This window comes from Flavobacterium chungbukense, assembly GCF_020805785.1.
In the GTDB taxonomy this organism is placed as follows: Bacteria; Bacteroidota; Bacteroidia; order Flavobacteriales; family Flavobacteriaceae; genus Flavobacterium; species Flavobacterium chungbukense.
Genome location: NZ_JAJGZV010000003.1, coordinates 165,415 through 191,922 on the forward strand (window position 1 = coordinate 165,415; position 26,508 = coordinate 191,922).

25 protein-coding genes are annotated in these 26,508 nt (G+C 34.0%); 15 read left to right on the forward strand and 10 right to left on the reverse strand.

Annotated elements, in window-relative coordinates; all coding sequences use genetic code 11:
• Positions 1 to 86: 86 nt before the first annotated feature.
• Positions 87 to 1,082 (forward strand): Gfo/Idh/MocA family protein, encoded by a 996-nt coding sequence (locus LL966_RS10990; protein ID WP_229353145.1) that lies wholly within the window; start codon positions 87 to 89, stop codon positions 1,080 to 1,082.
• A 178-nt stretch (positions 1,083 to 1,260) separates the two neighbouring features.
• Here LL966_RS10990 and LL966_RS10995 read toward each other — a convergent pair whose 3' ends face one another.
• Together LL966_RS10995 and dnaE are read right to left on the reverse strand one after the other, a co-directional pair.
• On the reverse strand, positions 1,261 to 2,202 hold the full coding sequence (locus LL966_RS10995; protein WP_229353147.1) for an outer membrane beta-barrel protein: 942 nt from the start codon (positions 2,200 to 2,202) through the stop codon (positions 1,261 to 1,263).
• A 178-nt stretch (positions 2,203 to 2,380) separates the two neighbouring features.
• On the reverse strand, positions 2,381 to 6,916 hold the full coding sequence (gene dnaE, locus LL966_RS11000; protein ID WP_229353149.1) for a DNA polymerase III subunit alpha: 4,536 nt from the start codon (positions 6,914 to 6,916) through the stop codon (positions 2,381 to 2,383).
• Positions 6,917 to 7,581: 665 nt separating this feature from the next.
• Between dnaE and leuC the strand changes: the two genes are divergently transcribed.
• From leuC to leuB, 4 genes are all read left to right on the forward strand, one after another.
• On the forward strand, positions 7,582 to 8,976 hold the full coding sequence (gene leuC / locus LL966_RS11005) for a 3-isopropylmalate dehydratase large subunit (RefSeq protein WP_229353150.1): 1,395 nt from the start codon (positions 7,582 to 7,584) through the stop codon (positions 8,974 to 8,976).
• A gap of 150 nt (positions 8,977 to 9,126) precedes the next feature.
• Positions 9,127 to 9,723 (forward strand): 3-isopropylmalate dehydratase small subunit, encoded by a 597-nt coding sequence (gene leuD / locus LL966_RS11010; RefSeq protein WP_095929714.1) that lies wholly within the window; start codon positions 9,127 to 9,129, stop codon positions 9,721 to 9,723.
• Between the two features lie 122 nt (positions 9,724 to 9,845).
• Positions 9,846 to 11,366: an alpha-isopropylmalate synthase regulatory domain-containing protein gene (locus tag LL966_RS11015; RefSeq protein WP_229353151.1), complete on the forward strand. Its 1,521-nt coding sequence runs from the start codon at positions 9,846 to 9,848 to the stop codon at positions 11,364 to 11,366.
• Positions 11,367 to 11,482: 116 nt separating this feature from the next.
• Positions 11,483 to 12,538, forward strand: a complete 1,056-nt coding sequence (gene leuB, locus LL966_RS11020; protein WP_229353152.1) for a 3-isopropylmalate dehydrogenase — start codon at positions 11,483 to 11,485, stop codon at positions 12,536 to 12,538.
• Between the two features lie 107 nt (positions 12,539 to 12,645).
• Here leuB and LL966_RS11025 read toward each other — a convergent pair whose 3' ends face one another.
• Both LL966_RS11025 and LL966_RS11030 read right to left on the reverse strand, forming a co-directional pair.
• Positions 12,646 to 12,993, reverse strand: a complete 348-nt coding sequence (locus tag LL966_RS11025) for an RNA recognition motif domain-containing protein (RefSeq protein WP_229353153.1) — start codon at positions 12,991 to 12,993, stop codon at positions 12,646 to 12,648.
• Between the two features lie 113 nt (positions 12,994 to 13,106).
• Positions 13,107 to 13,595, reverse strand: coding sequence for a DUF6252 family protein (locus LL966_RS11030; protein WP_229353154.1), 489 nt, complete (start codon positions 13,593 to 13,595; stop codon positions 13,107 to 13,109).
• A gap of 201 nt (positions 13,596 to 13,796) precedes the next feature.
• Here LL966_RS11030 and LL966_RS11035 point away from each other — a divergent pair, with 201 nt between their 5' ends.
• The 4 genes from LL966_RS11035 (at position 13,797) to LL966_RS11050 (ending at position 16,338) form a co-directional block, all read left to right on the forward strand.
• Positions 13,797 to 14,363: a 30S ribosomal protein S16 gene (locus LL966_RS11035; protein WP_229353155.1), complete on the forward strand. Its 567-nt coding sequence runs from the start codon at positions 13,797 to 13,799 to the stop codon at positions 14,361 to 14,363.
• Between the two features lie 15 nt (positions 14,364 to 14,378).
• Complete coding sequence (gene rimM, locus LL966_RS11040) at positions 14,379 to 14,903, forward strand: ribosome maturation factor RimM (RefSeq protein ID WP_229353156.1); 525 nt, start codon at positions 14,379 to 14,381, stop codon at positions 14,901 to 14,903.
• A gap of 246 nt (positions 14,904 to 15,149) precedes the next feature.
• The gene (locus tag LL966_RS11045) at positions 15,150 to 15,503 is read left to right on the forward strand and encodes a four helix bundle protein (protein WP_229353157.1); all 354 of its coding nucleotides are present in this window, start codon (positions 15,150 to 15,152) and stop codon (positions 15,501 to 15,503) included.
• A 127-nt stretch (positions 15,504 to 15,630) separates the two neighbouring features.
• The gene (locus LL966_RS11050) at positions 15,631 to 16,338 is read left to right on the forward strand and encodes a tRNA1(Val) (adenine(37)-N6)-methyltransferase (RefSeq protein ID WP_229353159.1); all 708 of its coding nucleotides are present in this window, start codon (positions 15,631 to 15,633) and stop codon (positions 16,336 to 16,338) included.
• A 43-nt stretch (positions 16,339 to 16,381) separates the two neighbouring features.
• Here LL966_RS11050 and LL966_RS11055 read toward each other — a convergent pair whose 3' ends face one another.
• The 5 genes from LL966_RS11055 to LL966_RS11075 form a co-directional block, all read right to left on the reverse strand.
• Entirely contained in the window at positions 16,382 to 18,019 is a 1,638-nt protein-coding gene (locus LL966_RS11055) for a S41 family peptidase (protein ID WP_229353160.1), read from the reverse strand.
• A gap of 45 nt (positions 18,020 to 18,064) precedes the next feature.
• Entirely contained in the window at positions 18,065 to 19,354 is a 1,290-nt protein-coding gene (locus LL966_RS11060) for an HlyD family secretion protein (RefSeq protein ID WP_229353162.1), read from the reverse strand.
• Between the two features lie 2 nt (positions 19,355 to 19,356).
• Complete coding sequence (locus tag LL966_RS11065) at positions 19,357 to 21,549, reverse strand: peptidase domain-containing ABC transporter (protein WP_229353163.1); 2,193 nt, start codon at positions 21,547 to 21,549, stop codon at positions 19,357 to 19,359.
• 770 nt (positions 21,550 to 22,319) lie between these two features.
• Positions 22,320 to 22,502: a hypothetical protein gene (locus LL966_RS11070; protein ID WP_229353165.1), complete on the reverse strand. Its 183-nt coding sequence runs from the start codon at positions 22,500 to 22,502 to the stop codon at positions 22,320 to 22,322.
• Positions 22,503 to 22,549: 47 nt separating this feature from the next.
• Positions 22,550 to 24,031, reverse strand: a complete 1,482-nt coding sequence (locus LL966_RS11075; protein ID WP_229353167.1) for a vitamin K epoxide reductase family protein — start codon at positions 24,029 to 24,031, stop codon at positions 22,550 to 22,552.
• Positions 24,032 to 24,692: 661 nt separating this feature from the next.
• On the opposite strand from LL966_RS11075, the gene LL966_RS11080 reads away from it, so the two are divergent.
• The 6 genes from LL966_RS11080 (at position 24,693) to LL966_RS11105 (ending at position 25,965) form a co-directional block, all read left to right on the forward strand.
• A complete protein-coding gene (locus LL966_RS11080) occupies positions 24,693 to 24,851 on the forward strand; it encodes an rSAM-modified peptide (protein ID WP_229353169.1) in 159 nt (52 codons plus the stop codon).
• Positions 24,852 to 24,914: 63 nt separating this feature from the next.
• A complete protein-coding gene (locus LL966_RS11085; protein ID WP_229353171.1) occupies positions 24,915 to 25,073 on the forward strand; it encodes an rSAM-modified peptide in 159 nt (52 codons plus the stop codon).
• A gap of 63 nt (positions 25,074 to 25,136) precedes the next feature.
• Complete coding sequence (locus tag LL966_RS11090) at positions 25,137 to 25,295, forward strand: rSAM-modified peptide (RefSeq protein ID WP_229353171.1); 159 nt, start codon at positions 25,137 to 25,139, stop codon at positions 25,293 to 25,295.
• Positions 25,296 to 25,360: 65 nt separating this feature from the next.
• Entirely contained in the window at positions 25,361 to 25,519 is a 159-nt protein-coding gene (locus tag LL966_RS11095; protein ID WP_229353171.1) for an rSAM-modified peptide, read from the forward strand.
• A gap of 65 nt (positions 25,520 to 25,584) precedes the next feature.
• Positions 25,585 to 25,743 carry a hypothetical protein gene (locus tag LL966_RS11100; RefSeq protein ID WP_229353173.1) on the forward strand — a complete coding sequence of 53 codons (159 nt, stop codon included), beginning with the start codon at positions 25,585 to 25,587 and terminating at the stop codon, positions 25,741 to 25,743.
• A gap of 63 nt (positions 25,744 to 25,806) precedes the next feature.
• Entirely contained in the window at positions 25,807 to 25,965 is a 159-nt protein-coding gene (locus LL966_RS11105) for an rSAM-modified peptide (protein WP_229353175.1), read from the forward strand.
• Between the two features lie 180 nt (positions 25,966 to 26,145).
• Here the strand turns inward: LL966_RS11105 and LL966_RS22875 are convergent, their stop codons facing one another.
• Entirely contained in the window at positions 26,146 to 26,457 is a 312-nt protein-coding gene (locus LL966_RS22875; RefSeq protein WP_394799462.1) for a helix-turn-helix domain-containing protein, read from the reverse strand.
• Positions 26,458 to 26,508: the final 51 nt, after the last annotated feature.

A 26,508-nucleotide genomic window follows, 5' to 3' on the forward strand; every position in this document is an offset into this window, starting at 1 on the left:
GTGGCAAACTTCAAAAAATAATTCGTGGAGATTAGTGTAATTCGTGGCAAACCTTTTTTAAATTTGAAAAACTTAAAACTTAAACCATGAAAATTATAAAATGGGGAATTATAGGGTGCGGTAATGTAACCGAAGTAAAAAGCGGACCAGCTTTTCAGAAAGCTCCAAATTCTGCTTTAGTTGCTGTTATGCGAAGAGATGCAGCGCTTGCCGAAGATTACGCAAAACGCCATAATGTTCCTAAATGGTATTCGAATGCTATAGATTTAATAAACGATCCAGAAGTTGATGCAGTTTACATTGCTACTCCTCCATCCTCTCATAAAGAATACACTATTTTATGCGCGAAAGCCGGAAAACCAGTTTATGTAGAAAAACCGATGGCTTTAACTTTTGAAGAATGCAACGAAATGATCAGTGTCTGCAAAGAACATAATGTTCCTTTATTTGTTGCTTATTACAGAAGAGCTTTGCCTCGATTTTTAAAAATTAAAGAAATAATTGATGAAGGAAAACTAGGAAACATTCGACATGTAAATTGCGTTTTGTATCATCCGTTCGAAAAGCGTTATGATGATGAAATCAATCTTCCTTGGACAGTTCTTCCACATATTTCTGGAGGCGGAATTTTTGTTGATCTTGCCTGTCATACTTTAGATTTTCTAGATTTTGTTTTAGGTCCGATAAAATCTGTGCGCGGACATGCAACTTCTCAGTTAAAAGCTTATCCTTCGGAAGATGCAGTTTCGATGTCATTTTTGTTTGAAAACGGAATTCACGGATCCGGAATTTGGAATTTCGCCAGTTTTGAACGTTACGACAATACCGAAATTGTAGGTGATAAAGGAAAAATTTCTTTCTCTACTTTTGGAAATGATCCCCTTCATATTCAATATACAAATGGAGAAAAAGAAAGTATTACAATAGAAAACCCGTTACATATCCAACAGCCTTTTATTGAAACTGTAATGGCAGAACTTTTAGGAAAAGAAGGCGCTTCGGCTTCAAAAGGAGTTTCTGGTTCTAGAACAACTTGGGTTATTGATCAAGTTTTAAAAGAATTTAGAGAGTCTGAATCTTAGCGTTGTCACTCTGAGCGAAGTCGAAGAGCAAGTAGTATTTGTCATTTCGACTGAAAGGACAAATCTCACTTGGGAATCTACAAAGATTAACAGAATTCTTTATTGGAAATGACAAAAAACAAAAAAGAGGATATATTTTGAATATCCTCTTTTTTATAAACTATAATAATGGAATAAATTATAGGCTGTATTTTAAACCAATTGTTAAACCAATACCTGAAATTCCCACAAAAGAACTAATATCATCAGTAGCTCTTGAATCATCAAAACCTGCAGCGTTAGTTACTTTACTGTTAGAATCTGTAGTTAATTGACTTACATAATTAGTATGGATTGCAGAATATGAAGCATCTTGTCTAAAAGTAGAAGGAGTGTGTAATTTATCAACTCCATTTTCAGTAAATATAGTAGTTTCTTTAGTTTTTCCGTGAACTGTAAAATTTCTATATTCAATCTCAGCAAATAAAGCAATTTTTTTACCCAACTTATAAGAAGATCCTATTGCAGCCATAAATCCAATAGTTGGATTAGGTTTTACAACATCTTCTGAATACGTAGTTGCCAATACTCCTTGCGCAGTCGAATATTGACGATTGGTTTCGATAGTTAAATCTCCATGTATAGGAACAATAACACCTACTTTTGTATAAGGTTCAAATCCTTTAGCTTCTCCTAAAAACAATACTAGCGATGGTGATAAATCCCAAGCTCTAATTTTTCCTACTGCATCTCCGCTCACAAAAATATTTGTTGGAGTTGTAGCAACTAAACGATTTGTGGTTTCAACCATTAATTTATCAGCACTAGAATAATAGTTAATTCCCATTTCAACACCTAAACGTGTAGAAAAACGGTAACCAGCAGTTAGTCCAGAACGGAAACCTTCTCCAAAAGAACCGTGATTAGTTTTTCTAGAAATTAAAGTAGTCCCATTAGGACCATAAACGTCTGTATTAGGCAATTGACCGTTTACAATTGGAAATTCTGTTGCTGCTGTTTGAAGAAAATATGATCCTCCTAATTTAAAATACCAGCTTTCTGGTTTGTCCACTTGTTCAGTTTGCGCCATCATGGTCATTGAGCAAACTAATAATCCTAATAAAAATAGGTTCTTTTTCATAATTCTGATTTAATTAATTTATACAAACTTAGAATATTTAAACACATTCTTACAGTTTGCAAAGTTAGACTTGGAACGAAATCGTTGTAATTTCGGGCAATATTACTAAAAAAGTATTATGCATGCATATTTTTAACATAAAAAATTAACATGTGTTTAAATTTTAACTGTTAATTTTTTAGTTCAATTTAAAATTAATCTGCATTTTTTCTAATTCCTGCAATAACTCTGTTGAAATCCTTATTTTTAAACGACGACTAGGCATCGATAATTTAGTAACCACTTTTATCTCTTCAACTTCATTGACCTCCTGAATCTTAGTGTCTTCTATAGCACTGTCTTCATTTTCATTTTCGCCTTCAAAAACAGCATCTTCAGCTTCAAAATCTGCTGGTGTTTCTACTTCTACCAATCGTTTTATTTTTTCTAATTCCATGATTTCGAAAGTCACCGAATTATCTCCTTTATTCTCATTAAATAAATGACTTAATTTATGAATGAATTCAGGATGAAGATCTTTAATATTCAATAAAACAACTAATTTTTTAGCGAAAGCTTCTAAAATATCCTGCAGCTGACGAATCTCAACAAACTGCATTCTCGGATCCGTTTTTTTGCCAGTGTCATGATTAACCCATCCGTCTTTGATCAATATCTTTAAAAAGGCAAAATTGTTCTGAATTAAGAAATGGCGGAATTTTAAATATTCTTCACCAAAAATCTTAAACTCATAACTTTCATCATAACCTTCTAAATTGAATGCCGCCCAGCCTTTTCCATTTTTAGCTACACGATGCTGTACATTATTGATAATTCCGGCAAAGTGTAGATTTTTCCCAACATACTCATTCATACTCTTCAATGATTCCAAACGGGCGTTGCAGAAGTATTTCATTTCAAATCTAAAATCGTCTAAAGGATGTCCAGAAATATAAATCCCAACAACTTCTTTTTCTTTTGCCAATTTTTCCATCGTACTCCAGTCCTCGCACGGAGGCACAACAGGTTCCGCGATTTGCACTTCACTGGCTTCCCCGAACAAACTTACTTGAGATGAATTTTCATTTTCCTGAAACTTCGATCCATAACGCATCGCTTTTTCGTAAAATGTAATTCCGTCACCATCATCGTGGAAATATTGTGCTCTGGTTGTTCCTTCAAAAGAATCAAAACCTCCTGCCAAAGCTAAATTCTCAATCGCTTTTTTATTGGCAGCACGAAGATCAATTCGCTTCGCCAAATCAAAAATCGATTTATATCTTCCGTCTTTTCTGTTTTCTACAATCGTTTCTACAGCTCCAGAACCAACACCTTTAATGGCGCCCATTCCGAAACGAACGGCATAATCATCGTTTACCGTAAATTTATAGTAGGATTCGTTTACGTCTGGACCCAAAACCTGTAATCCCATACGTTTACATTCTTCCATGAAGAAAGATACCTGTTTGATATCGTTCATGTTATTCGAAAGTACTGCTGCCATATATTCTGCAGGGTAATGTGCTTTCAAATAAGCCGTTTGATAGGCAATCCAAGCGTAACAAGTCGAGTGCGATTTGTTGAAGGCATAACTCGCAAACGCTTCCCAGTCTTTCCAGATTTTCTCCAGAACTTTGGCATCGTGACCTTTTGCGGCCGCTTGCTCCACAAACTTAGGTTTCATTTTATCTAGTACGTCTTTTTGTTTTTTACCCATCGCTTTACGTAAGACGTCGGCCTCACCCTTTGTAAATCCTGCCAAAGACTGAGACAAAAGCATTACCTGCTCTTGGTAAACCGTAATTCCGTACGTTTCAGATAAATATTCTGCACAAGCATCTAAATCGTATTTGATTTCTTCATCACCATTTTTTCTTCGAACGAAAGACGGAATATACTCCAAAGGTCCCGGACGATACAGTGCATTCATGGCAATTAAATCTCCAAAAACCGTTGGCTTCAGATCTTTCATGTATTTCTGCATCCCAGGTGACTCGTATTGGAAGATTCCAACGGTTTCACCTCTTTGGAAAAGCGCATACGTTTCTTCATCATCGATTGGAAAAGTGTCTGGATCCAGATCTTTTCCTGTTCTGTATTTTACCAGTTTTACGGTGTCTTTTATCAGCGTAAGGGTCTTCAGACCCAAGAAGTCCATTTTCAGCAATCCGGCACTTTCTGCCACCGAGTTGTCAAACTGTGTTACATATAAATCAGAATCTTTCGCAGTTGTAACCGGAACGTAATTCGTAATATCCGATGGCGTAATAATTACCCCACAGGCGTGAATTCCGGTATTACGCATCGATCCTTCCAGAATTTTTGCCTGCTGAATGGTTTCTCCTGCCAAATCATCTTCATTGGCAATTGCGATTAATTCTTTTACATTATCAAATTCGTCAGAACGAAGCGCTTTTTTAACCTCATCTTCACTCTCAGAAATAAAACGCGCCAAATTCCATTTTGACGGCATCATTCCTGGAATCAGTTTTGCAATTCTATCGGCTTCGAACAACGGTAAATCCAGTACACGAGCCGTATCACGAATTGCCGATTTGGTTGCCATTTTACCATAAGTGATAATCTGCGCCACCTGTTTTTGACCATATTTGTTGATTACATAATCCATTACACGTCCACGACCCTCGTCATCAAAGTCAATATCAATATCGGGCATCGATACACGGTCAGGATTTAGGAAACGCTCAAAAAGTAAGTCGTATTTAATCGGGTCAATATTGGTAATTCCTAAACAATAGGCAACAGCAGAACCCGCTGCAGATCCACGTCCTGGCCCTACCGATACGTCCATTTTTCTAGCCTCGGCAATGAAATCCTGTACAATCAAAAAGTAACCTGGATATCCAGAATTCGAAATTGTCAGCAATTCAAAATCCAAACGTTCCTGAATCGATTCGGTTATTACGCCATATCTTCTTTCAGCTCCTCGCATTGTAAGATCACGCAAATACGCATTTTCACCACGAACACCATTGTCTTTTTCATCCTCAGGATCAACAAATTCTTCTGGGATATCAAACTTCGGAAGCAATACATCTCTGTAAAGTGAATAGCCTTCTACCTTATCAATAACCTCCTGAATGTTGATAATCGCTTCGGGTAAATCAGAAAAGAGTTTTTTCATCTCTGCTTCCGATTTAAAATAGTATTCCTGATTTGGAAGTCCGTAGCGATAACCACGTCCACGTCCAATAGGTGTTGCCTGCTTTTCACCGTCTTTTACACAAAGTAAAATATCGTGCGCATTGGCATCTTCTTTATTTAAATAATAAGTATTATTAGTAGCAATTAATTTGACGTTGTGCTTTTGCGAAAATTCAATCAGGGTTTTGTTGACACGATTTTCATCTTCCTGATTGTGGCGCATCACTTCCAGATAGAAATCTTCACCAAATTGTTCCTTCCACCAAATTAAAGCTTCTTCGGCTTGGTTTTCACCAATGTTCAGGATTTTACTCGGAATTTCTCCGTATAAATTCCCAGACAAAACCATAATATCACCTTTGTATTGTTCGACAATCTTTTTGTCAATCCTCGGTACATAATAAAATCCTTCGGTGTAGGCAATCGAAGCCATTTTGGCCAGATTATGATAACCAGCTTTATTTTTAGCCATTAAAACAACCTGATAACCGTTGTCTTTTTTGCTTTTATCTAAATGGTTTTCACAGATATTAAATTCACAGCCAACAATTGGTTTTACTTCAGTTTCAGTTGGTTCTTCTCCAGCTTCCACTAAAGCTTTATTTTTTCCAGAAGCTGCTTTGTTGTGGTTCATAACGGCGCTCACAAAGTGAAAAGCTCCCATCATGTTTCCAGTATCGGTCATGGCTACGGCCGGCATTCCATTTTTGGCTGCAGCCGCAACAATATTTCCAATTCCGATAGTTGATTGAAGTACCGAAAACTGTGTATGATTGTGTAAATGCGCAAATTTTGCTGCTTTAAAATCAGCTTTATCTTCTTCTGAAACGACATTTTGCTGCCCTTCTCCAGCCAAAGCTTTAAGCTGTTCTCTGATTTTATCAGAAGCCGCTTTTAAGTTGATGTGTTTTAAACCAATCAGCTTAAATGGCTCCGCATTTCTTTCTTGAAAATCTTTGAAATACTCCTTCGGAACATCTAATTCTTCTTTGGTAAAAACTTCTCTTCTAACCAATTCCAAAAAGCAACGTGTAGTTGCCTCAACGTCGGCAGTTGCGTTGTGCGCTTCCGCGAATGGCTGGTCGAAAAGATAGCTGTGTAATTCAGTCAGCGTTGGCAATTTGAATTTTCCTCCACGACCTCCAGGAAGCTGTAATAAAGAAGCGGTAACTTCGGTACAAGTATCCAAGACAGGCATTGAACTCATTTGAGACTCCACTCCCATTCTATGGAATTCAGCTCCCATAATATTAACGTCAAAACCTAAATTCTGTCCAACGATAAATTTGGTTTTGCTTAAAGCGATATTGAATTTTTCTAAAACTTCGGCCAACGAGATTCCATCGGCTTCAGCCAATTCAGTCGAGATTCCGTGAATACGTTCGGCATCATACGGAATATTAAATCCTTCTGGTTTTACCAAATAATCCTGATGCTCAATAAGCTGTCCCATTTCGTCATGAAGCTGCCACGCAATCTGTATACAGCGAGGCCAGTTATCAGAATCGGTTATTGGGGCATCCCAGCGTTTTGGTAATCCGGTTGTTTCGGTATCGAATATTAAATACATAGAGTTGTAAAAGTCAAATTTTAAAGTCCCAAATCCCAATTCACTCACATTGCAAAACATTGACAACATGAAACATAACTAAATGCGAAATGAAAAATGGAAGGAATTCAAATTTACGATTTTTTTGGAGATAGAAAACGGATAAATTCTTAAAATAACATTCTTATATATTCGTTAGATTTTCTCTTAAAATTCATAAAATTTGATAAAAATACACTTCTTGGATGTCGTAGTATTTTGATGTTTTATTGAATCTAAATAACGTTCAAAAATCTCCTTTAAAAGCTTTAAAAAAACGAAAAAGCATTCTTTTTGCAAAAATTCCAAAACTAACAATTATTACTATTTTTATTCATTTTGTTAGATTTTTTCAAATAAAACCCTATATTTTATAGTGATTTTGAGATAAATTTGCAAACTATTAAAACAAAAAACAAACAAGGAAAATTAAAGCCGAAAAGAAAAAATTAAATCAATTTCTTTATCATTTTTCTGTCAAATTTTAGTCTGCAAAAGCGGTTTCGCAATTTGTAAATTAGTTTGGGTATCGTATATAATGAAATATCGAAATTGACGCTTTTTTATCTTTTTTTACTTTTGTTTTGCTATTATAATGAACAGGGAATTGCTGTGGTTATAGAAATTACAATTAAAAAAAATAAAAAATGAGTAAGACATTATTTGACAAAGTATGGGATTCACATGTAGTGCGTAAAATTGAAGATGGGCCAGATGTGTTTTTTATTGATCGCCATTTCATTCATGAAGTTACGAGTCCTGTTGCTTTTTTAGGATTAAAATCAAGAGGCGTTAACGTTTTATACCCACAGCGTACTTTTGCAACTGCCGACCACAATACACCAACCATAAACCAACATTTACCAGTTCAAGATCCGCTTTCTGCTAATCAGCTTCAAGCTCTTGAAGATAATGCAAATGAATACGGAATTTCGCACTGGGGATTAGGTCACCAAAAAAATGGAATTGTACACGTAGTTGGTCCTGAAAACGGAATTACTTTGCCAGGTGCTACTATTGTATGTGGAGATTCACATACGTCTACTCACGGTGCTTTTGGAGCTATCGCTTTTGGTATAGGAACTTCTGAGGTTGAGATGGTTTTGTCTACTCAATGTATTATGCAGCCTAAACCAAAGAAAATGCGTATTAACGTAAACGGTCAATTAAGTAAAGGTGTCGGTCCAAAAGACGTTGCACTTTACATTATTGCGCAATTAACTACTTCTGGAGGAACAGGATATTTTGTTGAATATGCTGGTGATGTTTTTGAAAACATGACTATGGAAGGTCGTATGACAGTTTGTAATTTAAGTATCGAAATGGGTGCTCGTGGAGGAATGATTGCTCCTGACCAAACTACTTTCGATTTCCTTGAAGGAAGATTATACGCTCCAAAAGGTGAAGCTTGGACAAAAGCTGTTGAATATTGGAAAACACTAAAAACGGATGCTGATGCTGTTTTTGATGCTGAATTAAATATCAAAGCTGAAGACATCGAACCAATGATTACTTATGGTACAAACCCTGGAATGGGAATTGGTATCACAAAACATATTCCGTCTGCCAACCAAGTTGAAGGTGGTGAAGAAACTTACAAAAAATCTTTAGCTTACATGGGCTTCAACGAAGACGATGTAATGATTGGAAAACAAATCGATTATGTTTTCTTGGGAAGTTGTACAAACGGACGTATTGAAGATTTTAGAGCTTTTGCTGAAATTGTAAAAGGAAGAAAAAAAGCAGATAATGTTACCGCTTGGTTAGTTCCAGGTTCTCACGTTGTTGAAGCGCAGATTAAAGAAGAAGGAATTTTAGACATCCTGACTGAAGCTGGTTTTGTATTACGTCAGCCGGGTTGTTCAGCTTGTTTAGCAATGAACGATGATAAAGTTCCTGCTGGAAAATATGCAGTAAGTACTTCAAACAGAAACTTTGAAGGTCGTCAAGGTCCTGGTTCAAGAACGCTTTTAGCAAGTCCAATTATGGCTGCTGCTGCTGCTGTCACAGGAAAACTAACAGATCCTAGGGAATTATTCTAATTCCCGCTGTAAGCTTTAAGCAATAGGCTTTAAGCTTTTTACAGCAACTTGAAAAGGCTTAGAGCTTATAGCTTACTGCCTAAAGCAAAAATAATAATACACTGTAGGAAAAGCCTAAAGCTTACAGCCTACAGCCTAAAGCAAAAAACAATGGCATACGATAAATTTACTATACTTACCAGCAGTGCAGTGCCACTGCCAATTGAGAACGTTGATACAGATCAAATCATTCCAGCTCGTTTCTTAAAAGCTACAAAACGTGAAGGTTTTGGAGACAACCTTTTTAGAGACTGGAGATATAATGGAGACGATACTCCAAAAGCTGATTTCGTTTTAAACGATTCAACTTATTCAGGAAAAATTTTGGTTGGAGGAAAAAACTTCGGTTCTGGATCTTCAAGAGAGCACGCTGCATGGGCAGTTTACGATTACGGATTCCGTGCTGTAGTTTCTAGTTTCTTTGCGGATATCTTCAAAGGAAACTGTTTGAATATTGGTGTTTTGCCAGTACAAATCAGCCCAGAATTTGCTGAAACTATTTTCAAAGCGATTGAAGCTGATCCAAAAACAGAATTAGAAATCAATCTTCCAAACCAAACGATTACTTTATTATCAACTGGTCAGCAAGAATCTTTTGCTATCAACGGATACAAAAAGAACAATATGATCAATGGTTTTGATGATATTGACTATTTACAAGATATGAAAGAAGATATCAAAGCTTTTGCTGATAAACTTCCTTACTAAAAAAATCAGGTCTAGTCCTTTGAGACCCGACAGGTTTTTAAAACTTGTCGGGTCTTTATAAGTTAAACAACCAAGACAACACAACAAAAATTTACCTTATAAAAGGAATTTAGAATATCAATATGGAAAAAAGAAAAATTGAAATAATGGATACGACACTCCGTGATGGTGAACAAACCTCAGGAGTATCATTTTCTGCTGCAGAAAAACTGACCATTGCACAATTGTTGTTGGAGGAATTAAATATTGATAGAATTGAAATTGCATCGGCACGTGTGAGTGAAGGAGAATTTAATGCCGTAAAAAGCATCACTTCATGGGCTGAATTAAAAGGATATACCAACAGAATTGAAGTTTTAACTTTCGTTGACGGTGGTGTATCAATCGACTGGATGAAAAGATCTGGTGCAAAAGTGCAGAATTTATTGACCAAAGGTTCAATGAATCACTTAACACATCAATTAAAAAAAACTCCAGAACAGCATTTTTCTGAAATTGCACAAATCATTACTTTAGCTAAAGAAAATGACATTGAGACGAATGTTTACCTGGAAGACTGGAGCAACGGAATGCGAAATTCTCCTGATTATGTTTTTCAATTTCTAGATTTTTTATCGACTCAGCCAATTAAAAGAATCTTACTTCCTGACACTTTAGGCGTTTTAATTCCATCTTTGACTTTTGAATTTATTTCAAAAATTAAAACAAAATATCCACAGATTCATTTTGATTTTCATGCTCATAATGATTACGATTTAAGTGTTGCCAATGTGATGGAAGCTATAAAAGCGGGTATAAATGGACTTCACGTTACTGTAAACGGAATGGGAGAACGTGCCGGAAATGCACCTCTTGAAAGTACTGTTGCCGTAATCAACGATTATCTTCCAGAAGTAAAAATCAACATCAAAGAAACGTCTTTATATTCTGTAAGCAAATTGGTTGAAACTTTTACAGGTTATAGAATTCCTGCCAACAAACCAATTGTCGGTGATAATGTTTTTACACAGACAGCTGGAATTCACGCTGACGGTGACAACAAAAATAATTTATATTTTAATGATTTACTTCCAGAACGTTTTGGAAGAAAAAGAAAATACGCTTTAGGAAAAACCTCTGGAAAAGCCAACATCGAAAAAAACCTTCAGGAATTAGGTTTACAACTAAATCAAGAAGATTTGAAATTGGTTACTCAAAGAATTATCGAATTGGGCGATAAAAAAGAAACCGTAACGAAAGAAGATCTTCCATACATTATTTCTGATGTTTTGGACAGCCATACTTACGAAGAAAAGATTACTATTCAATCGTATATGCTGGTTCATTCTAAAGGAATGCGTCCATCTACTACTTTATCATTAAATCTTAATGGAGAAATAATCGAAGAAAATGCGCAAGGAGACGGTCAATTTGATGCTTTTATGAATGCTTTATCTAAAATTTACAAAAGCAAGAAACTGACGCTTCCAAAATTAATAGATTATGCAGTAAGAATCCCTCCTGGAAGTAGTTCCGATGCATTGTGCGAAACCATTATTACATGGGTTAATAACGGAAAAGAATTTAAAACCCGCGGATTAGACTCAGATCAAACCGTTGCAGCGATAATTGCAACACAGAAAATGCTTAATATTATAACTTAATATAGTTGCAAAGTTTCAAAGTAACAAAGTGACAAAGATTTTAGTCTGCTTTTAAAAACTTTGAAACTTTGTCACTTTGTCACTTTGTCACTTTGAACCTTAATAACACATATAGAATGAAATTAAACATAGCCCTTTTAGCCGGAGACGGAATCGGACCAGAAGTAATTGAGCAAGCAGTAAAAGTATCAGATGCTATTGCACAAAAATTCGGACATGAAATTACTTGGAAACCAGCTTTAACTGGTGCTGCCGCAATTGATGCAGTAGGTGAACCTTATCCAGATTCAACACATGAAGTTTGTAAAAATGCTGATGCCGTTCTTTTTGGCGCAATTGGTCACCCTAAATACGATAACGATCCTTCAGCACCAGTGCGACCAGAACAAGGTTTATTAAAAATGCGTAAAGCATTAGGCTTGTTCGCAAACGTAAGACCAACTTTTACATTCCCTTCTTTGTTAGATAAATCTCCTTTAAAAAGAGAAAGAATCGAAGGAACTGATTTAGTTTTCTTAAGAGAATTAACTGGTGGGATTTACTTTGGAGAAAAAGGAAGAAAAGACAACGGAGATACTGCTTTTGACAACTGTGTTTACACACGTGCAGAAGTACAGCGTTTAGCTAAAAAAGGTTTCGAATTAGCAATGACACGTTCTAAAAAATTATGTTGTGTTGATAAAGCAAACGTTTTGGAAACGTCTCGTTTGTGGAGAGAAACAGTTCAGGCAATGGAAAAAGATTATCCAGAGGTTGAAGTTAGCTACGAATTTGTTGATGCTGTAGCAATGCGTTTGGTACAATGGCCAAATTCTTATGATGTATTAATTACTGAAAATTTATTCGGAGATATCTTAACAGATGAAGCTTCTGTAATTTCAGGCTCAATGGGATTAATGCCTTCTGCCTCTATGGGAGCTGAAGTATCTTTATTCGAACCTATTCACGGTTCTTACCCACAAGCTACTGGATTAAATATCGCAAACCCAATGGCAACCGTTTTATCTGCCGCTATGATGTTCGAAAACTTCGGATTGACGGAAGAAGGAAAAACAATGAGAGATGCAGTAAATAAAGCTTTAGAAGCTGGAGTAGTTACTGAAGATTTAGCAGATGGAGGCAAAGCATACGGTACTAAAGAAGTTGGCGACTGGCTAGCTGCAAATATCTAATTATTTTTATCGTAGAGGCGCACTGCAGTGCGTCTCTACAGAAAAATTACCACATAAAAAAAGGGATCAACTTTCGTTGATCCCTTTTATATTTTAGAAAAAAAATATTAATATCCTCCTCTGTTTCCGCGGTCATTTCCTCCACGGCTGTTTCCGTAACCTCCGCGAGAATCTCCTCCACGGTTGTTATTAAAACTTCTTCTTTCGCCTTCTGGTTTCGGCTCAGATTTGTTAACAACAATTGTACGTCCTGAAACAACAGCTCCGTTCAATTCGTCAATAGCTTTCTGTGCTTCGCTATCATTTGGCATTTCAACAAAACCAAAGCCTTTACTTCTTCCAGTAAATTTATCAGTAATAACTTTAACAGAGTCAACTGTTCCATAAGCCTCAAAAGACTCTCTTAAATCTGCTTCCTCAATACTGAATGGAAGGCTTCCAACAAAAATATTCATAGATATTTATTTATAATAATACGCAAATGTAATCTTATTTTTATGTAATCTACTATGTTATTAATTTATTTAAGTTTTTATTTTGATTTGGTAAAATAAAACCAATCAAGTACTTACTCTATTATAAATTTAGCTCCTGGACCAACTGGAATTTTATAAAAAACACCTTCTGTAAAATTAATTTCCTGTTTTTGAGCATTTACATCAACATTCACTGCTTTAAACTTAAATGTTCCAGAGATAGTTTTGTCAACAGTATTGTATTCGGTAATGATAATTTGGCCACTTCCTCTTCCCTCCCCTGTAGTAAATTCTGATTCTTGTCCAGAAAGCGTGTTTTTGTAGGTTGCTTTCGAAGTATTGTCTACACCTAAAATATAAGTCTTCACCTCTGGATTAGGAAGCTGAAAACTTATTTTCTCGTACCCAAGAAAACCTTCAATATCAAAAACTCCGTTAGTTGCTGTTTCAGCATGATAACTGCTTCCTCTCCAAAAAGCATTATCTTTAAGAGTTTGAAAAGCAGGATTATTAAATTTTATGTCCTCAGTACAAGATGTTATGAGCAGTAAGAATGATAAAAAGTAAAAGTATTTTTTCATATTTAAAATGAATTTGACGCAAAATTACCGTTTTTTCAACTAATTAGCATTTCAAAATTAAAGCAAATAGTCCAAAAAAAAGACTAAAATTCATCTTGCTTACATTTAATACATTTCGAAACGCATTATTCATAAAAAAATTATATCTTTGCGCCCTTAATTAACAGAGGTCGAGTACCTCAAAATTTAATCAATAAGATTATGTCAGTAAAAATTAGATTACAAAGACACGGTAAAAAAGGAAAACCTTTTTACTGGGTAGTAGCTGCAGATGCACGCTCAAAAAGAGATGGTAGATACTTAGAGAAAATCGGTACTTACAATCCAAACACTAACCCAGCAACTGTTGAGTTAAACCTTGACAGCGCAGTTAAATGGTTACACAATGGTGCACAACCAACTGATACTGCAAGAGCTATCCTTTCTTACAAAGGTGCTTTATTGAAACACCACCTTGATGGAGGTATCCGCAAAGGAGCTTTAACTCAAGAGCAAGCAGACGCTAAATTAGCAGCTTGGTTAGAGTCTAAAGCTGGAAAAGTTGATGCTAAAAAAGATGGTTTATCTAAAGCAAAAGCAGATGTTAAAGCTAACGCTTTAAAAGCTGAGAAAGAAGTTAACGCTAAGCGTGTAGCTGCTGCTGCACAAGCTGAAGCTGACGCTATCGCTGCTGCAACTCCTGCAGTTGAAGAAGAAGTTGCTGAAGTTGAAGCTGCAACTGAAGAAGCTCCTGCTGCTGAAGAGAATAACGAAACAACTGAAGCATAATTTTATTTAGCGATAATGCGTAAAGAAGAATGTTTTTATTTAGGTAAAATCGCTAAAAAATTTAGTTTCAAAGGTGAAGTTCTGATCTATTTAGACACAGACGAACCTGAGTTATACGAAAATCTGGAATCAGTGTTTGTTGAACACAACAAACACTTGGTTCCTTTTTTTATTGAAACAAGTTCTTTGCACAAAAACGATTTTCTTAGAGTTCGTTTTGAAGATGTAAATACCGAAGAAGAAGCAGATGCTTTACTTGGAAACGGCATTTATCTTCCCTTAACTATGTTGCCAAAACTTACCGGTAACAAATTTTATTTCCACGAAGTTATTGGCTTCGAAATCGAAGACAAGCGTTTAGGTGTTTTCGGAAAAATAACTTCTATAAACGATTCAACTGCCCAGCCTCTTTTTGAAGTTTTAAATGGCGAAGTGGAAATCTTAGTTCCAATGATTGATAATTTCCTTGTAAAAATCGATCGTGAGAACAAAAAGGTAATCATGGATCTTCCTGAAGGTCTTGTGGAGATGTATCTTTAAAGTTAGAAATTCCAAATTCGAAAACTTAAACAAGGTTAAATTCCAACTTTTTTAAATTCCAAATTCCAAACCTTAAATTAGGTTAAATACCGATTCTTTAAGTTCCAAACCTTAATCAAGGTTAAATTTCAATTTTTTCAAAATTCCAAATTCTGGAAATCAAAGTTTTTTTGTTTTGAAAGAAAAAACTTTCTTTTTATACCTTTTTATTTATATTTATGCTTAATAAATTGGAGTTTAATAACCATGAGTAAACCATACAATCTAGAAGAAAGAACCTTTTTGTTTGCGAAAGAATGCAGAATTTATATTCGTACTTTACCTAAAACTACATCTAATATTGAAGACGGAAAACAATTAGTACGTTCATCTGGTTCTGTTGGAGCAAATTATATTGAAGCAAATGAAAACCTTGGAGATAAAGATTTATTGTTTCGTCTTAAAATAGCTAGAAAAGAAGCTAAGGAATCTAAATTTTGGCTTCAGCTCTTAAACGATTTAAATCCTGATCAAAATTCACTTTCAGAATCTTTATTATTTGAAATTGAAGAGTTACGAAAAATTCTTTCTGCCATAATTACCAAAACTTCTAAGCAGTAAATTAATATTTAATCTTACTTTTGCAACTCAACAAAACTATCAACTTCAATTGGAATTTGGAATTTTCATTTTGGAATTTCTGCTCTTAGATTGGAATTTGGTATTTTAAAAATTGGTATTTTAATTTATGTTTCAGTTTAAGCAATTTTCAGTAAAGCAAGATAAAACCGCTATGAAAGTGGGCACTGATGGTGTTTTACTTGGTTCTTGGGCTCCGATTCATCATAATCCTTTTAGTGTTTTAGATATTGGCGCAGGAACAGGCATTATCGCTTTGATGCTTGCACAACGAACTCATGCAGAACAAATTGACGCTTTAGAAATTGATGAAGATGCTTATGAACAAGCGGTAGAAAATTTTGAAAGCTCTCCTTGGGGCGATCGTTTATTTTGTTTTCATGCTGGTTTAGATGAATTTATTGAAGAGCCGGAAGACGAATATGATTTGATTGTTTCGAATCCGCCTTTTTATGCTGAAGATTATAAAACTGAAAATGAACAAAGAGATTTAGCACGTTTTCAAGATGCAATGCCTTTTGAAGAAATTGTGGAAGCTGCTGATTTACTCCTTTCAGAAAATGGAATTCTAGCTGTTATTATTCCTTTTAAAGAAGAAGAAAAATTTACTGCTTTAGCAAAAGAATTTGAACTTTATCCCATCAAAATTACTCGTGTAAAAGGAACTCCAAAATCAGAAATCAAACGCAGTTTATTGGCTTTTAGCCGAAATGAAAAGTTTGAAATTGAAATCGATGAACTTGTAATAGAAATTGACAGACACGTTTATACTCCAGAATATATTGAACTGACAAAAGATTTTTATTTAAAAATGTAAAAATATCTTTGATAAATTTTAAACTTTTTCAAAGAATTATAATTTACTTTTTTCCATTTTTAGCAAAAAGAATCGCCCTTTCCAGAACTTCGTCTCTTCCTTGTTGAATACCTAAAATGGTTGGTTTTACTTCAATATCTGGAACAATTCCAATTCTTTGCACTTCTGTTTTATCGGGATAAAAAACACCGTAAGTTGTAAAGGAAGTCCAAAGACCTTTTATAATTTGAAATCTATAACTTCTTCCATCTGAGCCTGCAGTCTGACTGCCAATTACAGTCGCTTTTGGAGCAACTTTTAATGTCATAGCAGTAAATTCTGAATGGCTTATTGATTTTTCGTTCACTAAAAGAATAACGTTTCCTTTATAATAATCAGGATTCATTTTTCCGCAAGGCGTATCTTCTTTTCTCCAAATATAACGTCCAGGCGAACTTAAATCGGCATCCATAGATTTGACAAAATTTCTCGGTTCTGGATTTAAATATTCTGCAATTGCAAAATTAGTTCCTTGAGAATAGTTTCGAATGTCGAAAATAATAGCTTTAGCATTTTTAAACTTCTCCATCATAGCAGGAACCTCATCTGGAGTTAATACAGCCAAATTAGCGTAACCAATATTATCTTCTAAGAAATTATATTTCTCGCTCTTGTTCTCGTAATTAATTTTTAAGTCTTTATAATCGTAAAAATTAATTTCTTTTACGCCTATTTTGCCGTCTCTCAAAAATTCAATTTCTGCAACATTAGATTTTTGACTAAAAACTGGCCATTCTAAACGAGTTAATTGCGCAGGATAATTAGCTCCTTCAGCATATTTCAGATTTTCTTTTATGAGAATATCTATTGTCTTACCTTGTACTTTTGTTATAACATCGCCTACTTTTATATCATTTAAAGCTGACAAAGATTCATTTTTAAAACCGGTAACAATTGCCTTATTCTCAATAAATTTAAATTCGAAAGGAACGGAATTCCATCCATAAATTTCGAATAGTTTATTTGCTCCAAAATAGGCGTGTGTATCATTTAATTTAGCACTAATTTCTTTTAATGATAAGAAGTAATCATTTTCAGAAATAGGATTAATTGTTCTTGGTAAAAATTCAATTAGAGTCAAATCCCAGTTTTGATCCATTTGATATTTGTATGGAAAAAAATATTCCACATAATTCCAAAAACGAAACAGTGCTAAAAGTCGAAAGTTTTTGTCTTTGTCATCAAATAGATCATATTCAACTTCATTTACAAATTCAGTTCCCCTTTCAACATAATATTGTTTTTCTTGAATTTTATTTTGCTCAATAAATTTAAGCTTTTGCGAAAGACTCTTAGAAAACAATTCTGAATTCTGTGTCCATGAAAGATCAAAATTCTTGTCAAAATAATCAATTTCATCGTTTGAGATTTCGGCTTTATAAGGTTTAACTTTCCCTAAAGAGTTGATCCATTTTTCTAGAACATTTGAAAATTCTACATCTGTTTTTGCTTCTTCTATTTTTGGCAATATTTTAAAAAGCTGTTCATCCCAATTAAAATTTCCATCCGCAACATTTGGATGATAATATTTTAAAAATCCCCAAACTTTGCAAGTCGCGGCAAGCTTTTGAGTTTCGGTTATTGATTTTGAGAATGAACTTTGAAATAATAATAGAATAAGAATTAGCAAATGTTTTTTCATCAAAAAAAAATCAAAGTTAGTTGGTTAATTATTTGCAATTATTTTTTAAACCTGTTCAAATATACTTTTGAACTGATAAAGTATTCTTTCAATTAATCGTAAATCTTCTGTGACAATTTCAGCGCTTCCTTTCATTTCCTGCTGAAAAACAATTTGCTTATCATAAGATGTTTTTAATCCGTTTGGAAGAGCAACATCTACTAATAGGTTTCCATCTTTATCCGGCACTAATGATAAATTTTTAATTTCCCCTTTTAAAACACCGAATTCTCTATCTGGATAATTTGCTAGACGAATATTTACGCGTTGTCCTACCTTTATTTTTCCTGAATTTAAAGCCGGTGCTTTCACTTTTCCAATAAATGTATTTTTAGCATCAGGAATAATTGAAAAAACATTATCTCCCACATTTATAGTCTGGTTTTCATTCCAAACCTGCAGAAAAGTAACCACACCGCTAACAGAAGATTTGAGTGTATAAGCCAGTTCCCAGTCTTTTATAACTTTTTTCAACTGATAAAAAGACTGCGCCATACTTCTGCCTAGATTAACCTCTTCTTTGGTGCTGTTTATCTGCGAATTCTGACTCGATTTGGTATTGTCAATCAAAGACGACCTTATTTGAGAAATTGAAGTCAAGAGTCCCTTATAGCTCTTCATTGCCTGAAGGTATCCAAGTTTCTTAGCTTCCATTTCCTGCGCAGAAATAATTCCTTTATTGAATAAGGTTTCAAAGCGTGCAATTTCATTTTTCTGCAATTCCAGTTCACTTTCATTCAGCACCTTTTGCTGCTGCAGAATGTCTAACCTTTCCTTAAGCTGAATTTTCTCAGAGCTTTGCGCTTTACTTTCAATTTCAAAAGGATGCAGATTTTCATTGAGCTGCTGAGCTTGATAATCTTTCTGGAAAACAGCAAAAGCGCTTTCAATTTCTCCTAACTGCGTGTTTTTTAGAGACGCAAAAGGAAAAGCCTTTTTCGAATTATTGACATCATAACTATCTACAATACTTTTCAGCAGAAAAACATCTTTGTAATTGGCCGTATTTTCAATAATAGCCAGAGTACTGTTTTTAGCAACAGGTGTTTTGTCTTTAACTAAAATAGCTTCTATACGTCCAGAAGATTTTGAAACGATTTTCTCTGGCGGAATATTGGTTGTAATTACAATTTCTGTTTTAACTACATCTGGATATTTGACAAACCAGGAAACAAAAAACAGCATGACAATAATCGCAAATATCAGAACCGTTCCCCAACGAATCATCCAATGCGGTACTTTGGTTAAAATGTCCTGAACCTCTTCACTTCTTAGTTCAAATGTATCTTCGTTCATTATTAATTTCCTAATTGTAATTGATTCCTTACCAGTTCAAAATAATTTCCTTTTTGAGCTACCAATGCAGAGTGGCTTCCCATTTCGATAATTTTTCCTTTATCTAAAACCACAATCTGATCGGCATTCATTACAGTACTCAATCGATGCGCAATGACAACTACTGTTTTATCCTTGAAAAAAACATCTAGTTTTTTCATAATTTCCTTCTCATTATTGGCATCTAGTGCGGAAGTCGCTTCATCAAAAAACAGAATTTCAGGATTTTTATAAACGGCCCTTGCAATCAGCAGTCTTTGTTTTTGTCCTGTGCTCATTCCTAATCCTTCGGCACCGATTTTTGTATTATATCCTAGAGGCAGTCCTGCAATATATTCTTTAATGTTTGCGACATCAGATGCGTAGACCAATCTTTCTTTGTCAATTCGGTCTGCGCCAAAAGCAATATTATTAGCAATTGTATCACTAAAAATAAATCCTTCCTGCATTACAGCTCCTATATTTGATCTCCATGCTTTTTGCGAAATGTTTTTAAGCTGTGCATTTCCTATGCAGACTTCTCCTTTTTCAGGCTCATAAAATTTTAGGAGCAGTTTCATCAAAGTAGTTTTTCCGCTGCCGCTGACACCAACAATTGCCGTTACTTTATTGGCTGGGATGGTTAAATTCAAATTATCCAAAACTGGGATATCGGCACCCAAGTATCGGTAGGAAAGATTTTTAATTTCAATATCAGCGTCATGAGGTATCTCATTTGTCTGATGGACTTCCTGCTGCAGTTCATCTTCTTTCTGATGAATTTCAGATAGTCTTGCAAGCGAAATCTTAGCATCCTGAAGTTCTCTCACAAATTCTATTAATTGTGTAATTGGACCATTTAAACTCCCTACGATGGCACTGATAGCAAGCATGATACCAAGCGTAATTGAACCTTCAATCACTAATTTGGCTGAAAGAAGAATAATGAATATATTTTTTAATTCGTTAATAACAGAAGAACCGATTGTCTGAGACTGTTCTAAAACCAAACCTTTTATGGAAACCCTAAAAAGCCTTGCCTGCACATATTCCCATCCCCAGCGTTTCTGTTTTTCTGCATTATGAAGTTTTATCTCCTGCATACCGTTTATAAGCTCCATTACCTTATTCTGTTCGTTCGAAATTTCGGCAAAGCGTTTATAATCTAAAACTTCTCTTCTTTTTAAGAACAAGGTGATCCATCCGAAATAGAATAAACTTCCGATAAAAAAGACTAAAAATATCTGCAGATTGAAATAAGCCAGAACTGCGCCCATAACAAACATATTAATGACGGAAAAAAGCACATTTAAAGAAGATGTGGTAAGAATTTTTTCGATTCGACGATGATCATTAATTCGCTGCATAATGTCTCCGGTCATTCGGACATCAAAAAAAGAAATGGGCAGATTCATTAATTTTATAAAGAAATCTGAAATCAGCGATATATTAATTCTTGTAGATAAATGCAGTAAAATCCAGCTTCTGATTAATTCTAAACCTGTTCTTCCCGCAAAAATAAAAAGCATTGCAAAAAGAATTAAGTAAATAAAATTAATATTCTGATTCTGAATGCCGACATCGACAATACTCTGGGTTAAAAACGGAAAAATTAAATTAAGTAAACTGCTCGCCAAAAGACCAATTGCCAACTGAATTAAAAATGATTTATATTGAAATAAATATTGCGAGAGAAATCTAAAACCTAAACCCGAATTTTCTTCCTTATCAAAATCGGATTGAAAGAAATTTGGAGTCGCTTCAATCAAAAGTGCGATTCCTTCTTTTGTTTCGTCGCCAGCATTATTGCCAATCCAAAACTTGACAAATTCTTCTTTACTATATTCCAAAAGTCCAAAAGCTGGATCAGATATATAAAATTTTCCTTTTTTTATTTTATAAAGTACAACGTAATGATCTTTATTCCAATGAAGTATGCAAGGTAGAGGCGCCTCTTCAATTCTTGTTACAGACAATTTTACGCCTAAAGTCCTGAAACCAATTTTTTCGGCGGCATCACTCAAAAAAAGCAAATTACTTCCTTCACGAGTTGTTTCGCTAAAATCTCTCAACTCCTGAATATTGATTGTTTTACCGTAATATTTAGCTATAATTTTTAAGCAAGTAGGCCCACAATCTTTATTATCGGCTTGTCTATAATGGGTGAATTTTTTCAATTTATTTTGATTTATTCAAGAGCAATTTAAGAAAAAAAATTCTTGTTAATCCATAAAAAAACAGAGAAGACATAAATCTTCTCTGTTTGGCTATTCATAAACAAATTTTTTAGCAACACAATTTCTTTAGGACATGGTCGCGGTTTTACCCTAACCAAATAAAATCAAACCCAGCGACCAACTCCTAAGAATCTTAGTACCAATCATCAATACTAAGAAAATGCTCAATGTTCCACGATCGAGCGCCTATACATTCAAAAAAAACATGACTAAATTCTAAATAAGGCTATATCGTATTACTTTAAAAAAGTTAAAAAATTAACAACAAAGACGACTTGTATTACAAATACCCGATGTTGTATTTATCGGACAAGTTTCGCCTGGTGATATTAAAATGCATCCCGCTTCTAAGGCATAAACCCAGCATTCAGGAATTCCTCCCTTCATGTTTTTCTGTTCACTTTTATTTATTCTGTGAGCATCTTTAAGACTTAAAATTTCTTTCAACATAACTAATACCGTTTTTTAATAGTAACAGAGCAAAAACTCTGTTACTATTTAAATATTCAAATTAGCAAGCATAAAATTTATCAGCTGTGGCATTGTAACAATTTGGTTCCGATGATTCGCCACCTAAAATGTTTTTCTGCTCTTTTTTTGTCAGCTTCTTTGTCTCTTTACTTTTTAAAATTTTTTCTAACATAACTGGTTATTTACGTTTTTTGGGTTTAAGCTTCAAATCTGTAAAAACTTGAAACTTGTTTTTTCTGCTAACAGCTTCCGACATAGCTATTTGGCAAGCAGTTCCAATATGCAGGAACAGTTCCAAATTCTGTACATCTTTTAGCTTTAAATCCGTCATCACAAATAGGAGCATTTCCTCCATTTATTGTTTTTTGCTCACTTGCAGTCAATTCTACTGCACCTTTCAATTTCAAAATATTCTTTAACATAACTGCAGGTTTTTGGGGTTATTATTTTAATGAACAGAATCTTCTGTTTATGCTGTTTTTTCTAAAACTTGAACTTCATCAACAAAATCATTCAAGAAATATTTTAATTCATTCAATTCGTACTCATTTGGAAATAATCTCTCATTTACAATTTTAACTGGGGTATAATTAAAATTATTCATCGAGCACCAATCGTATTGTTTTTGAATTTCCTGACTGATCATCATACTAACAGAATCTACTGCCCATTTTTTCAGCCATTTTTTATGTACCATTCTTTTGATGTACCAATCAGAAATTGCTTCTACAGTTTTTCCGGGAGTGACTCTATTAATAGTCAACAATCTCTCAACAACCGTTTTATAAGGATTGTCGTTGTTTTCTGGATTAATATTAAAAAGAACGTTCAAATATATTTTGTCTGGAAACTTCAATACCAAATCAAAAGCTTCTTGAAATGTTTTGTAACAATGACCGCAACTTGGACTTAAAATGATTGAAAGTCGAACTACTGCATTTTTATTTCCAAAATTTAGACCTCTCAATTCTTCAAATCCTTTAGTGTATTTTACTTTTTTAGATAAGAAGTTTAATAGAGAATAATTTCTTTTAAATTTTTTAAGCTCTTTTAATGAATTTTCATTATCCAACATATTTTTAATCATTACTTTCACTGCCGCCCAAATTGGAATTAAAAGCAGTAAAGAAAATACATAAGGAAAAATAGTATTCAAGCTGAAGTTTAAAGTAAAAAGGTCTGATGAAAACCATGCAATACTCTGAACTAAAATCAAAAATGACACTGCTATACACATTACGCACCATTTTTGAATTTCAAATTTTTGAATCCAAATAGAGCAAACCACTAACGGAATCGACAACAGACTTAAAAAACCAACAAAAATGGCAGAATTTAATGGCTGTATTAAAATAGCGATAATGCTTGCGCTAAAGAACAATAGTGGTAAATCTGAAAAGCTTAACCACTTATTTGCAATATCGTCGTTGAAACTTATTACTGAATGACAAGAAGAGTTAGAACTTAAATTACAAAATTTTGAAATAACCGTGTTTTTAACACCCCATTTTTGCTGAACAATAAATATGCTCACTACCAAACCAATTATCGATGTAATTAAAAACGAGCCACTAAATAAATCAAAGCTGTTGTAGAAAAATGATAATCCGATTAAAAGAATAAGTGGCAGAAAATATTTTAACCAATTGTATTCTACTTTCAAATTTTCTCTTGCAACAACATTGTTTGGTTCGATGGCAACAATTACTCCATTCCAGTCTAAAAGAAATTTATCATATGATAATTTTTGGCTTCCTTTTTTTGTTGTCGTAATTCGAACACCATCTTTTATCTTTTCGACCAATATCAATTCGTCTTTAAAATAGGCTAAAAAATTAGATGGCAGATCTACGATTTGTTCTTTTGAAACTCGTACTGCTGCATTCTCTACAGAAAGCAAATCGAACGAGTCTGTAATCGCAAATAAACTCGGATAATTTGGATGAGACAAAAACAGATCCTTAAACTCATTTTTTATGTCTGAGTATTTGTTAATTTGAAGAAATTTTTGGACCAGTTTTAACATCGTTTTCGACCGTTTTTAAATCATGATTACAATGCAAAGATTGGTGTTTTTATTTATAAATATCGCATACACGCATACATTTTATTAATTATACCACATACAATTTATAAATTATACCAAGTATACTATATATATTAAAGCATTGCAAAACAACATATTACGCTTAAAATTTTTCTTTATAAAGCTTAAAAAGCCAATTTTCGATTAACGGTTTATGTTTTTATCTAGTTTTGGAAAAGAAATAATTCAAACATCAAAAAACATGAAAAACAAGAGATAAAAACGCCGCTATTTTATAGAAAAAAAGTGGTCAGATAGAGTAAAAAAAAGACTCAAAAAGTGATCAAAAAAAGTCCCCCCAATTGAACCAAATTACCTCTCAAAAAAAGCAAAAATCAAACGCAGAATCGTACGATTTAACTTATACATTGAAGTTTAATTTTATTGCTTTTTTTATCCAAAATAACCCAAAATTTTTTAGCGTAGCCAATTAAAAAACCCGAATTTTTTCGCCTTTAAAAGTATCGCTTAAAAATATTTATGAAAGATTTATAGTACTAAAATATAACAATCAAAAGAAAGAAAAATGAAAAATACAAACTCAAAATTCGATGATTTCCAAAGTGAAATGTTAGTTAAAAATGAACTAAAAGTGATTCGTGGAGGCGACGGAATTCCTCCTGCAAATCCAGACCCAACAGATCAAGTAGATCCTAAAAAAGGAGGCGGAAACGGAAATCCGTAAACCATTACTTCTATATAAAAGCATCCATAAATCAATTATTAAGGCATCTAAAATAGAAACATCATGAAAAAATATAAATCAAATTTCGAAGATTTCCAGAATGATCAATTAGTGGCAACAGAATTAAAAGTGATCCGAGGAGGAGACGGGATTCCTCCTGCAAATCCAGACCCGACTGATCAGGTAGATCCTAAAAAAGGCGGCGGAAACGGAAATCCATAAACCATTCCTTCCTATATAAAAGCATCCATAAATCAATTATTAAGACATCAAAATAGAAACATCATGAAAAAATATAAATCAAATTTCGAAGATTTCCAGAATGATCAATTAGTGGCAACAGAATTAAAAGTAATCCGAGGAGGAGACGGGATTCCTCCTGCTAATCCAGACCCGACTGATCAGGTAGATCCTAAAAAAGGCGGCGGAAACGGAAATCCATAAACCATTCCTCACTATATAAAAGCATCCATAAAAATCAATTATTAAGACATCAAAATAGAAACATCATGAAAAAATATAAATCAAATTTCGAAGATTTCCAGAATGATCAATTAGTGGCAACAGAATTAAAAGTAATCCGCGGAGGCGACGGGATTCCTCCTGCTAATCCAGACCCGACTGATCAGGTAGATCCTAAAAAAGGCGGCGGAAACGGAAATCCATAAACCATTCCTCACTATATAAAAGCATCCATAAAAATCAATTATTAAGATATCAAAATAGAAACATCATGAAAAAATATAAATCAAATTTCGGAGATTTCCAGAATGACAAATTAGTGGCAACAGAATTAAAAGTAATCCGCGGAGGTGACGGAATTCCTCCTGCTAATCCAGACCCGACTGATCAGGTAGATCCTAAAAAAGGTGGCGGAAACGGAAATCCATAAATCATTCCTTCTATATAAAAGCATCCATAAAATCAATTATTAAGACATCTAAAAAGAAACATCATGAAAAAATATAAATCAAATTTCGAAGATTTCCAGAATGATCAATTAGTGGCCAAAGAATTAAAAGTGATCCGCGGAGGTGATGGAATTCCTCCAGTAAATCCAGGTCCAACAGAACCGGTAGATCCTAAAAAAGGAGGTGGAAACGGAAATCCATGATTATAAAACAGCCGAATTTAAAAGCGAAAAATTGTGAAAATCCAAATTATAAAAGATTTTCAGTCAGACACAATTTCCAAAAAGAGTAAAAAAGAATTTAAGGTGGTCAGCCACCAAAAGAAGGGAATAGAAGCCAACTCCTAAAGTGGTAATGGCAACGGAAACGGATCAAAAACAATCTTAAATATTACTCGCAAATTGAGCTGGAGATACTCCAGTTCTTTTGCGAAATGATTTTGCAAATGAAACTGCATTCTTAAAACCAACACTTTCTGCAATTGCTTGAGTTGAATATTTTCGATACAAATGATTGGTAATCATTTGATTAATAACATAATTTATTTTTAATTCGTTAGAATATTCTCCGAAAGATTTTCCAAATCTTTTATTTACTACATACGATAGATAAGTCGTATTGGTCTTTATTTTCTTAGCAACATACGAAAGAGTAAAATCGGCATTTAAATATTCTAGTTTTTCTTCCAATGCCAATAATTTTTCTACAATCTTATTCTCTTTTGCTTCATCAATACTAAGATTTGC

What these genes read in the sequence shown, in the direction of transcription:
- LL966_RS10990 (WP_229353145.1), top strand. Translation starts at nt 87, where the DNA reads ATGAAAATTATAAAATGGGGAATTATAGGGTGCGGTAATGTAACCGAA.
- LL966_RS10995 (WP_229353147.1), bottom strand. Translation starts at nt 2,202, where the DNA reads ATGAAAAAGAACCTATTTTTATTAGGATTATTAGTTTGCTCAATGACC.
- dnaE (WP_229353149.1), bottom strand. Translation starts at nt 6,916, where the DNA reads ATGTATTTAATATTCGATACCGAAACAACCGGATTACCAAAACGCTGG.
- leuC (WP_229353150.1), top strand. Translation starts at nt 7,582, where the DNA reads ATGAGTAAGACATTATTTGACAAAGTATGGGATTCACATGTAGTGCGT.
- leuD (WP_095929714.1), top strand. Translation starts at nt 9,127, where the DNA reads ATGGCATACGATAAATTTACTATACTTACCAGCAGTGCAGTGCCACTG.
- LL966_RS11015 (WP_229353151.1), top strand. Translation starts at nt 9,846, where the DNA reads ATGGAAAAAAGAAAAATTGAAATAATGGATACGACACTCCGTGATGGT.
- leuB (WP_229353152.1), top strand. Translation starts at nt 11,483, where the DNA reads ATGAAATTAAACATAGCCCTTTTAGCCGGAGACGGAATCGGACCAGAA.
- LL966_RS11025 (WP_229353153.1), bottom strand. Translation starts at nt 12,993, where the DNA reads ATGAATATTTTTGTTGGAAGCCTTCCATTCAGTATTGAGGAAGCAGAT.
- LL966_RS11030 (WP_229353154.1), bottom strand. Translation starts at nt 13,595, where the DNA reads ATGAAAAAATACTTTTACTTTTTATCATTCTTACTGCTCATAACATCT.
- LL966_RS11035 (WP_229353155.1), top strand. Translation starts at nt 13,797, where the DNA reads ATGTCAGTAAAAATTAGATTACAAAGACACGGTAAAAAAGGAAAACCT.
- rimM (WP_229353156.1), top strand. Translation starts at nt 14,379, where the DNA reads ATGCGTAAAGAAGAATGTTTTTATTTAGGTAAAATCGCTAAAAAATTT.
- LL966_RS11045 (WP_229353157.1), top strand. Translation starts at nt 15,150, where the DNA reads ATGAGTAAACCATACAATCTAGAAGAAAGAACCTTTTTGTTTGCGAAA.
- LL966_RS11050 (WP_229353159.1), top strand. Translation starts at nt 15,631, where the DNA reads ATGTTTCAGTTTAAGCAATTTTCAGTAAAGCAAGATAAAACCGCTATG.
- LL966_RS11055 (WP_229353160.1), bottom strand. Translation starts at nt 18,019, where the DNA reads ATGAAAAAACATTTGCTAATTCTTATTCTATTATTATTTCAAAGTTCA.
- LL966_RS11060 (WP_229353162.1), bottom strand. Translation starts at nt 19,354, where the DNA reads ATGAACGAAGATACATTTGAACTAAGAAGTGAAGAGGTTCAGGACATT.
- LL966_RS11070 (WP_229353165.1), bottom strand. Translation starts at nt 22,502, where the DNA reads ATGTTAAAGAATATTTTGAAATTGAAAGGTGCAGTAGAATTGACTGCA.
- LL966_RS11080 (WP_229353169.1), top strand. Translation starts at nt 24,693, where the DNA reads ATGAAAAATACAAACTCAAAATTCGATGATTTCCAAAGTGAAATGTTA.
- LL966_RS11085 (WP_229353171.1), top strand. Translation starts at nt 24,915, where the DNA reads ATGAAAAAATATAAATCAAATTTCGAAGATTTCCAGAATGATCAATTA.
- LL966_RS11090 (WP_229353171.1), top strand. Translation starts at nt 25,137, where the DNA reads ATGAAAAAATATAAATCAAATTTCGAAGATTTCCAGAATGATCAATTA.
- LL966_RS11095 (WP_229353171.1), top strand. Translation starts at nt 25,361, where the DNA reads ATGAAAAAATATAAATCAAATTTCGAAGATTTCCAGAATGATCAATTA.
- LL966_RS11100 (WP_229353173.1), top strand. Translation starts at nt 25,585, where the DNA reads ATGAAAAAATATAAATCAAATTTCGGAGATTTCCAGAATGACAAATTA.
- LL966_RS11105 (WP_229353175.1), top strand. Translation starts at nt 25,807, where the DNA reads ATGAAAAAATATAAATCAAATTTCGAAGATTTCCAGAATGATCAATTA.